The following is an 8,802-nucleotide window of genomic DNA, read 5'->3' as shown; positions in this document are numbered from 1 at the left end:
CTGGCGTTGATTTTTGGCACGCTGTTGAGTTCTCAAGGAACGGACGCTTCCTTTGTACTCACCCTCTCGGGCTTTCCTCCGGGCGCTTCCCTTCGTTGTTCCAAACTCTATCAGTGTTTTTCCGGCCCCCTGACCACCGTCCTGCAGGCATGCAGAAGGTGACCCCGAGATAGGATCTGACAAGTTTGGTGCTGCTGGGCAAGAACGCCTAGTCGCGTCACTCAGCCCCAAGCAGGAGTACGACTGTACACGCGGCCATGGAGCGGGTGCAAATCGATTTACGGTATGGTCTAGACCACTCTGGAGTGCTCACGCGGAACCGGCACTTCATGTGACATACCCTGCTGAACAGTGTGCCGTCCGGCACCGGCAGCGACGGCCCATAACGATCTCCATCCCTGGGAGGCTTCCCATGACCACCGTCACGTCCCCTCTGGCAGGACGCGCCGTCGGACTGGCGTCCGTACCCGATCCCGTCTTCTCCGGGGCCATGGTCGGCCCGGGCACCGCCATCGACCCCGTGCGCGAGCCCTCCGAGGCCGTGTCGCCCGTGGACGGAGTCATCGTCTCCCTCCACCCGCACGCCTTTGTCGTCGTCGACGAGCAGGGTCACGGTGTGCTCACCCACCTCGGTATCGACACCGTGCAGCTCAACGGCGAGGGCTTCGAACTGCTCGTGAACAAGGGGGACACCGTGACGCGCGGCCAGAGCATCGTGCGCTGGAACCCCGCGACGGTGGAGGCGGCCGGCAAGTCCCCGGTGTGCCCGGTCGTCGCCCTCGAGGCCACGGCCGAGGCTCTCTCCGAACTGCGTGACGGCGGCGATGTGAAGGCCGGCGACAGTCTCTTCATCTGGAAGTGACTTGGGTGCCGTCTCAGGACGGCATGTAGGGACGACAACCACCACGGCGGCGGGACCCGCCGCACTATCGGAGACGGGTGAGATGGAGACAACGCTGCGAGGCGTCGGCGTGAGCCACGGTGTGGCCATCGGCGAGGTTCGGCACATGGGAACGGCGGTCCTCGAACCGCCTGCCAAGCAGATTCCGGCCGAGGACGCGGAGCGTGAACAGGGGCGCGCCCGCAAGGCCGTGGAGGCTGTGGCAGCCGATCTGATGGCGCGCGGCAATCTGGCGGGGGGCGAAGCCCAGGCGGTGCTCGAGGCGCAGGCCATGATGGCCCAGGACCCCGAGCTGATGTCGGACGTGGACCGGCGTATCGCCGTGGGCAGCACGGCCGAGCGGGCCGTGTACGACGCCTTCGCCGCGTACCGCGAGCTGCTGGCGGGCGCCGGTGAGTACCTCGCCGGTCGCGTGGCCGACCTCGACGACGTGCGGAATCGTATCGTCGCCCGGCTGCTGGGGGTCCCGATGCCGGGTGTCCCGGACAGCGACGAGCCCTATGTCCTGGTGGCTCGCGACCTCGCCCCGGCCGACACGGCGCTGCTGGACCCGACCCTCGTGCTCGGCTTCGTCACCGAAGAGGGCGGGCCGACCAGCCACAGCGCGATTCTCGCGCGGGCGCTCGGTGTGCCGGCCGTGGTCGCGCTGCCGGGTGCCGGTGAGCTCGCCGAGGGCACGGTCATCGCGGTCGACGGGAGCACCGGCGACATCTTCGTGAACCCGAGCGACGAGAAGAAGGCCGAGCTGACGGCCGCTGCCGCCGCGCGCAAGGCCGCTCTCGCTGCGTCGACGGGGCCCGGTGCCACCGCCGACGGTCACAAGGTGCCACTGCTGGCCAACGTCGGCGGACCGTCTGACGTTCCGGCCGCCCTCGATGCGGGCGCTGAGGGTGTCGGTCTGTTCCGCACCGAGTTCCTGTTCCTCGATGACAGCAAGAAGGCGCCGTCGGAGGAGAAGCAGGTCGAGGCCTATCGGCAGGTTCTCGAGGCCTTCCCGGAGGGCCGGGTCGTCGTACGTGTCCTGGACGCGGGTGCGGACAAGCCGCTGGACTTCCTGACGCCGGCCGACGAGCCCAACCCGGCGCTGGGCGTGCGCGGTCTGCGGACGCTGCTGGACCACCCCGACGTGCTGCGCACCCAGCTGACGGCGCTCGCGAAGGCGGCGGAGGGGCTTCCCGTCTACCTCGAGGTCATGGCCCCGATGGTGGCGGACCGCACCGATGCCAAGGCGTTCGCGGATGCGTGCCGTGAGGCCGGGTTGCGCGCGAAGTTCGGTGCGATGGTCGAGATCCCGTCCGCCGCGCTGCGGGCGCGCTCGATCCTTCAGGAGGTCGAGTTCCTGTCCCTGGGCACCAACGACCTAGCGCAGTACACCTTCGCCGCGGACCGTCAGGTGGGTGCGGTGTCCCGGCTCCAGGACCCGTGGCAGCCCGCGCTCCTCGACCTTGTCGCGCTGTCCGCGGAGGCTGCGAAGGCGGAGGGCAAGAGCTGTGGCGTGTGTGGCGAGGCCGCGTCCGACCCGCTGTTGGCGTGTGTGCTGACCGGTCTGGGTGTCACCTCTCTGTCCATGGGCTCGGCGTCGATTCCCTATGTCCGGGCGACGCTGGCGAAGTACACGCTGGCGCAGTGCGAGCGAGCCGCCGCGGCTGCCCGTGCCGCGGACAGCGCCGAGGAAGCGCGCGGTGCCGCTCAGGCGGTGCTGTCCGGCGAGTAGTCGGACAGCGACGGCTGTATGCCTGCCTGTCGTAGAGGGGGCGCTCGACCTGAGGGTGGAGCGCCCCTTCTCCGTTTCTCCGTTTGTTCAGTGCTGGTGCCCAGGGGGCGCTGCGTCGCCTCCGAGGTCCGGTGGCATGCAGTAGTCGACTCCTGATTCCGGGGAGATGAGGTCTCCGGATTCGATATCGGTGCAGTAGGCGTCGAAGACCTCGCCCGCGTTCAGCGGTTCCAGCCCGTCGCCGCGAAGGCGCCATCCGTAGATCCGGTCGGAGGACCCGCGCGCGCTGGTCCGCATCACGAGTCCGCCGGGGCTTCGGGTGGCCAGGCCCAGGGCGAGAACTGTCGTGAACTCCAGCGCTTCGGCTTCGTCGAGGCGTGCGGCACCCTGGGCGTCCTCGTCGGCGTGCAGGACTGCGACGAGTGTTTCCGGGGTTGCCGAGACGCTGCAGACGAGGTGCCGGCGGCCGGGCCGGGCTGTGTCGAGGATGCGTACCAGGAGGTCGGACGCTCGGGTGAAGGCCGCGCGTCCGATGTCCTCGCCGCAGGTGACGCAGGAGCCCAGGCGTGCCAGGAGTGTGGCGGCGTACTCCCAGGTGGCCTGTCGTACGGCCTCGTCGACCAGGGTCGGGACGATGTCCGAGAGCGGCCGGCCGTCGTAGGGGACGGTGGGGCCGGTGGTCGCGAGTTCGGCGGTGAAGCGTGTGCGGCTCGACTGGACGTCGGGGTCGAGGCCTGCTTCCGCGCAGTAGTCGGCGTACTCCTGTGGGTCGAACAGGGCGATGGTCGTATGCCTGCCCTGCGAGGCCCGCGTCCTGAGCAGGGCCTCCACCTGTTCCAGATAGATCTTGTGGTCGTCGAAGGTGAAGCTGCGATAGCGCCGCATGGCGCGGAAGTCGTGCTCGTCGGTCAGCAGGCCGATCGTGCCGGCGATCTCGCGGCGCAGGATGCGTCGCATGGTCTGGTCGTCGGTGAGCGCCATGTTTCCCCCTTGTGCACAGTCGATCGATGCTCACTCACAGTAATCAGCGGCACTGACAACGGCGTCGGGGCGAGTGGTTTCAGGCGCGCTTGCGGGCGAGTTCCTCGTAGAAGTCGAGGAGGTCGAGGTTGTCGATGGAGCCGGGATTGACCGCCTTGTCCAGGGGTGTGCCCTGGAGGAGGCGCTTGACCGGGACCTCGATGCGCTTTCCGGTGAGGGTGTGCGGGACGCCGGGAACCTCGATGATCTCGTCGGGGACGTGTCGTGGGGAGAGCTGTTCGCGGATGGTCTGCTTGATGCGGTTCAGGAGCGCTTCGTCGAGCACGGCGCCCGGTGCGAGATGCACGAAGAGGGGCATCCAGTAGCCGCCGTCAGGCTGTTCGATGCCGATGACGAGGGATTCCTTGATCTCGGGGAGGCGCTCCACCGCTTCGTAGATGTCGGCCGATCCCATGCGGACACCCTGGCGGTTCAGAGTCGAGTCGGAGCGGCCGTGGATGACGACGGAGCCGCGTGAGGTGGCGGTGATCCAGTCGCCGTGGCGCCAGACGCCGGGATAGGTGTCGAAGTAGCTGTCGTGGTAGCGGCTGCCGTCGGGGTCGTTCCAGAAGTAGATGGGCATGGACGGCATGGGGTTGGTGATCACGAGCTCGCCCACCTCGTCGATGACGGGTTTGCCACCGGGGTCCCAGGACTGGAGGTCGGTGCCGAGGCCTGGGGCCTGGAGCTCGCCGATGTACACGGGCAGGGTGGGCACGGCGCCCGCGAAGCAGGAGCACACGTCCGTGCCGCCGCTGACGGAGGCGATCCAGAGGTCGTCGCGGACCTCGTCGTGCAGCCAGCGGAACCCGTCGGGCGGCAGGGGTGATCCGGTCGTGGCGACGCACTGCACCTTGGTGAGGTCGAAGTCGCGCGCGGGATGCACGTCGGCCTTGCGGCAGGCCATGACGTACGCGGCCGAGGTGCCGTAGAGGGTTGCCCCCGTGCGTTCGGCGATTCGCCACTGGGCGCCGGTGTCGGGATAGCCCGGGCTGCCGTCGTAGAGGACGATCGTGGTGCCGGTGAGGAGGCCGGAGACGAGGAAGTTCCACATCATCCAGCCGGTCGAGGTGTACCAGAAGAAGCGGTCCTCGGGGCCCAGGTCGCAGTGCAGGCCCAGTTGCTTGAGGTGCTCGACGAGGATGCCGCCCTGGGACTGGACGATGGCCTTGGGCAGGCCGGTCGTGCCGGAGGAGTACAGGACCCAGAGGGGGTGCTCGAAGGGCACCTGCTGGAAGACGGGTTCCTCGTCGGCGGCTGTCAGGGCGGACCATTCCAGGGCGCCCTCGGGGGCCTCGGTGCCCAGGACCGGAATGTGCACCACGGCTCGCAGGGTGGGCAGTTCACGGCGCAGTTCGGCGACGGTGTCGCGGCGGTCGTGCTCCTTGCCGCCGTAGCGATAGCCGTCGACGGTGAACAGCACGACCGGTTCGACCTGCTGGAAGCGGTCGAGGACGCTGCGGGCGCCGAAGTCCGGGGCGCAGGAGGTCCAGACGCCACCGACGGCGGCCGTGGCGAGGAGGGCCACGACGGCCTGCGGGATGTTCGGGAGGTAGCCGCTGACGCGGTCTCCGGGGCGTACGCCGAGGGCGCGCAGCTCGGCGGCGAGGGAGCCGACCTCGCGGCGCAGTTCGGCCCAGGTCACGGGGCGGGGTTCGTGGGATTCGTCGACGTGGAGGAGCGCGGGTTCGTCGGCGCGGGTGGCGGCGGCGCGCAGGGCGTGCTCGGCGTAGTTCAGGGTCGCGCCGGGGAACCACGGGGCCCCCGGCATGGAGCGATCGCCCAGCACGCGCGCGTAAGGGGTGGAGAACCGTACGTCGAACCATTCGGTGACGGCTTTCCAGAAGGTGTCCAGTTCGTCGACCGACCAGCGGTGCAGGGCCGCGTAGCCACCCTCGGCGGGGGCACCATGGTGCTCGGCGGCCCAGGCCTGGAACTTCGTGACCTGTGCTCGGGCGATGCGCTGCGGATCTGGCCGCCAGAGCGGTTGGGGGTTCACGATCGACATGGCGGCTCCCGGACTGTGCGCGTCGTGTGCGTCTTCCGCGCACGGCGGGGGTGTGCGCGTGACGCGGATGACACGGACGATGCCATGTGATCGACTTCTGCACCAGGGTGCGCCCCACATAGTCCGTGTCGTGAAGATGTGCTGCCAGCACGGGTGAACGGCAGTTGAACGGCACGCATGTGTGGGGCGGTCGATGGCAGGCTGAGCAGCATGGACGGTCGTGACCTGGTGCGTTCGATGAAGGTGGTCGGTTCTGTGGGGGCGGCCCAGGGGTTGCGTACCGTACGAGCGGCGTGGCGCAGGAGGCGTGCGGACGCCGCGGGGCTGCCGCCCCGGGGTGCCGAGCGGGCCCGTGTGCCCGGGCCCGTGCAGGAGGTGCGGCCCGGGCCGGGCGGTGGCGTCATCCGATTCAGCCGGTCCGAGCTGCGCGTCATGGTGACCGTGAACGGAGCCGTCTTCTGGGGCTGGGACGGGGCGGCGCCGGAGCCGTCGTACGCGCTCGCGGGTCGGTGTCCGGAACCGGATCCGCGGGCGGTGCTGGAGCCCGACAAGGACGGTGGCTGGCGGGTCGTGGCCGAGCGGGTGACGATCGTCATCTCGCGGCACGGGGCGGTCGAGGTGCAGACGCCCGGAGGTGTGACGCTGCGACGCGATCTGCCGCCGCGTTGGTGGGAGCCCGTCGCGGGTGGGCAGGCCCGGTGGATGCAGCGGTCGGAGGTGGCCGCGGACGCACGTTTCTTCGGTCTCGGCGGGCGGGCGTCGGGACCTCGGCTCAAGGACGGCACGTACCGGCTGTGGAACACCGACCCCGGGCGTCCGTTCGGTCCCGGTGACGACCCGCTGTACATCACCATGCCGATACAGCTGGTCGTGGCCGACGCGGCCACGCATCTGGTGTTCCACGACACCTCGTGGGACGGCACCGTGACGCTGCGGGAGGGCGAGGAAGGCGCGGGTTCCGGCCATGATCGGGCGGGGGCCGGCGAGCTGCGGATGGACGGCGGTCCGCTGCGCTGCTGGGTGGTGGTGGGCACTCCCGCGCGCGTGCTGCTCGTCTGGGCCTCCCTGACCGGTGCGGCCGCACTGCCGCCGGCGTGGGCGCTGGGCCACCATCACGCGCGGTGGGGGTTCGGCAGTGAGCAGGAGGTGCGGCGGATCGTCTCGGGTTACCAGGAGCGGGGCCTGCCGCTGGACGCGGTCCATCTGGACATCGACCACTACGACGAGCACCAGGTGTTCACGGTCGACCATGAAGGCTTTCCCAAGCTGCCGCAGCTCGCCGAGGACCTGCGGCGGGACGGGATCCGCCTGGTGTCGATCGTCGACCCGGCGGTCAAGGCCGAGCCGGGCAACGCCGTGTACGACAGCGGGACGGCCGAGGACGTGTTCGTACGGGACGCGTCGGGGCAGCTCGTGCGGGGTGTGGTCTGGCCCGGGGAGTCGGTCTACCCCGACTTCACGCACGCGCGCGTGCGTGCGTGGTGGGGTGGGCTGTACGAGGAGCGGCTGGCACAGGGTTTCTCGGGCTTCTGGCACGACATGAACGAGCCGACCTCCTTCACCGCGTTCGGGGAGTCGACGCTGCCGCGCTCGGCCAGACACTCCCTGGAGGGACGGGGCGGCGACCACAGGGAGGCGCACAACGTCTACGGTCTGTCCATGGCCAGAGCGGGCTACGAGGGGCTCCGCGAACTGGCCCCCGAGCAGCGCCCCTTCGTCTTCTCGCGGTCCGGATGGGCCGGCATGCAGCGTTTCGGGGGCACCTGGTCCGGCGACGTGGCCACGGGCTGGCCCGGGCTTCGGGCCTCGCTGTCGCTGGTGATGGGGCTCGGGCTGTGCGGGGTGCCGTATTCGGGGCCGGACGTGGGCGGGTTCGACGGGAGTCCCTCACCGGAGCTGTATCTGCGGTGGTTCCAGATGGCCGCGTATCTGCCGCTCTTCCGTACCCACGCGAGTCTGCGGGCGGGGCGCAGGGAGCCGTGGGAGTTCGGTGCCGAGGTTCTGGAGCACGCGCGCGTGGCGCTCGTCGAGCGGCGGAGGCTGCTGCCGTACTTCGTGACGCTGGCGCATCTGGCGCGGCGCACGGGGGCACCTTATGTACGTCCGCTGTGGTGGTCGGCGCCTGAGGACCGCGTGCTGCGCGACTGCGGGGATGCGTTCCTGCTGGGCGACTGTCTGCTGGTGGCGCCGGTGCTGGATCCGGGTGCCGACCGGCGTGCCGTGCAGTTGCCGCGCGGGCGTTGGTACGACACGGCGACGGAGAAGGCGTACGAAGGACCAGGACAGGTTCTCCTCGACGCGCCCATGTCACGGATCCCGGTGCTGGTGCGCTCGGGTGCCGTCGTCCCGGTACGCGGGGACGACGGCGGGCTGGAACTGGAGGTGTGGGCGCCCGCCCAGGGGCGTACCGGGGGCGGGCTGGTCGTGCCGGACGCGGGTGACGGCTGGGACGAGCCGGAGATCGAGCGCTACGTCACCCGCTGGGAGGGCCACAAGGTGGTCGTCGAGCGGGAGGCTGAGGCCGGTGTGATCCCGACGTCCCGTCCGGTGCGCGTACGCGGGCTCGGCGAGCGCCGGGCTCAGATGTAACGGCCCTCGAAGAAGGCCCGTACCGCCAGCGTGTGCAGCGGGAAGGCGAGCTCCTCCGGCCTGCGCAGGAGGTGCCAGCCCTCGGTCTCGTCGGTGGCTGCCGAGTTCGGCAGGCGCTCGGCGGGCCGCTCCGGGAGGAGGCCGAACAGCAGCAGGTGCCCGTCCGGAGAGCTCATCGCGTCGACGAGGCGCACGTCGCGGCCGGCGGCGTCGATGCCGGTCTCTTCCTTGAGTTCGCGGACGACGGCCTGGCGCCAGTCCTCGCGGTCGTCGATGTAGCCGCCGGGCAGGGCGATGCCACCGCGCGCGGGGGCGATGGTGCGGGTGATGACGACCAGGGCGGTGCCCTTCGTGTCGTACACGGGCTGGAGTGCGATGGCTACCGGCAGCGGATTGCGGTAGGCCACGGCGCCGCACACCGGGCAGGTGCGCGGCCAGCCGGAGACGCCCTCTCCGTAGGGCGCGCCGCAGCCGGAACAGTGGGAGTCCGCTGCGGAGTTGGGAACGGAGGCTTGAGTTTCGGACACGCGGCGGACTGTATCCGATCAGTGGAAGGGCGTCTTCCGGGGG

The 8,802-nt window shown here is 70.1% G+C and carries 6 protein-coding genes; 3 read left to right on the top strand and 3 right to left on the bottom strand.

Features of this window, described 5'->3' with window-relative positions; all coding sequences use genetic code 11:
- Nucleotides 1-412 precede the first annotated feature (412 nt).
- Nucleotides 413-862: a PTS glucose transporter subunit IIA gene (locus tag ACFQ6S_RS35795; protein WP_383419007.1), complete on the top strand. Its 450-nt coding sequence runs from the start codon at nt 413-415 to the stop codon at nt 860-862.
- An 82-nt stretch (nt 863-944) separates the two neighbouring features.
- Entirely contained in the window at nt 945-2,615 is a 1,671-nt protein-coding gene (gene ptsP, locus ACFQ6S_RS35790; RefSeq protein WP_383419005.1) for a phosphoenolpyruvate--protein phosphotransferase, read from the top strand.
- An 87-nt stretch (nt 2,616-2,702) separates the two neighbouring features.
- Here ptsP and ACFQ6S_RS35785 read toward each other — a convergent pair whose 3' ends face one another.
- Both ACFQ6S_RS35785 and ACFQ6S_RS35780 read right to left on the bottom strand, forming a co-directional pair.
- Entirely contained in the window at nt 2,703-3,596 is an 894-nt protein-coding gene (locus tag ACFQ6S_RS35785) for a hypothetical protein (protein ID WP_383419003.1), read from the bottom strand.
- A 79-nt stretch (nt 3,597-3,675) separates the two neighbouring features.
- Complete coding sequence (locus tag ACFQ6S_RS35780) at nt 3,676-5,643, bottom strand: acetoacetate--CoA ligase (RefSeq protein ID WP_383419001.1); 1,968 nt, start codon at nt 5,641-5,643, stop codon at nt 3,676-3,678.
- A 210-nt stretch (nt 5,644-5,853) separates the two neighbouring features.
- Between ACFQ6S_RS35780 and ACFQ6S_RS35775 the strand changes: the two genes are divergently transcribed.
- Entirely contained in the window at nt 5,854-8,232 is a 2,379-nt protein-coding gene (locus tag ACFQ6S_RS35775; protein WP_383418999.1) for a TIM-barrel domain-containing protein, read from the top strand.
- On the opposite strand, the gene ACFQ6S_RS35770 is transcribed toward ACFQ6S_RS35775, so the two are convergent.
- Nucleotides 8,223-8,759, bottom strand: coding sequence for an NUDIX domain-containing protein (locus ACFQ6S_RS35770; protein WP_383418997.1), 537 nt, complete (start codon nt 8,757-8,759; stop codon nt 8,223-8,225). The genes ACFQ6S_RS35775 and ACFQ6S_RS35770 overlap by 10 nt on opposite strands.
- Nucleotides 8,760-8,802: the final 43 nt, after the last annotated feature.

It is taken from the genome of Streptomyces sp. NPDC056479 (assembly GCF_042795335.1).
Classification (GTDB): domain Bacteria; phylum Actinomycetota; class Actinomycetes; order Streptomycetales; family Streptomycetaceae; genus Streptomyces.
The sequence above is the reverse complement of the archived record's forward strand: the minus strand, read 5'-3'. Positions and strand labels throughout refer to the sequence as shown.

Excerpts from the sequence above, each read along its gene's own strand:
- ACFQ6S_RS35795 (WP_383419007.1), top strand. The coding sequence starts at position 413 with ATGACCACCGTCACGTCCCCTCTGGCAGGACGCGCCGTCGGACTGGCG.
- ptsP (WP_383419005.1), top strand. The coding sequence starts at position 945 with ATGGAGACAACGCTGCGAGGCGTCGGCGTGAGCCACGGTGTGGCCATC.
- ACFQ6S_RS35785 (WP_383419003.1), bottom strand. The coding sequence starts at position 3,596 with ATGGCGCTCACCGACGACCAGACCATGCGACGCATCCTGCGCCGCGAG.
- ACFQ6S_RS35780 (WP_383419001.1), bottom strand. The coding sequence starts at position 5,643 with ATGTCGATCGTGAACCCCCAACCGCTCTGGCGGCCAGATCCGCAGCGC.
- ACFQ6S_RS35775 (WP_383418999.1), top strand. The coding sequence starts at position 5,854 with ATGGACGGTCGTGACCTGGTGCGTTCGATGAAGGTGGTCGGTTCTGTG.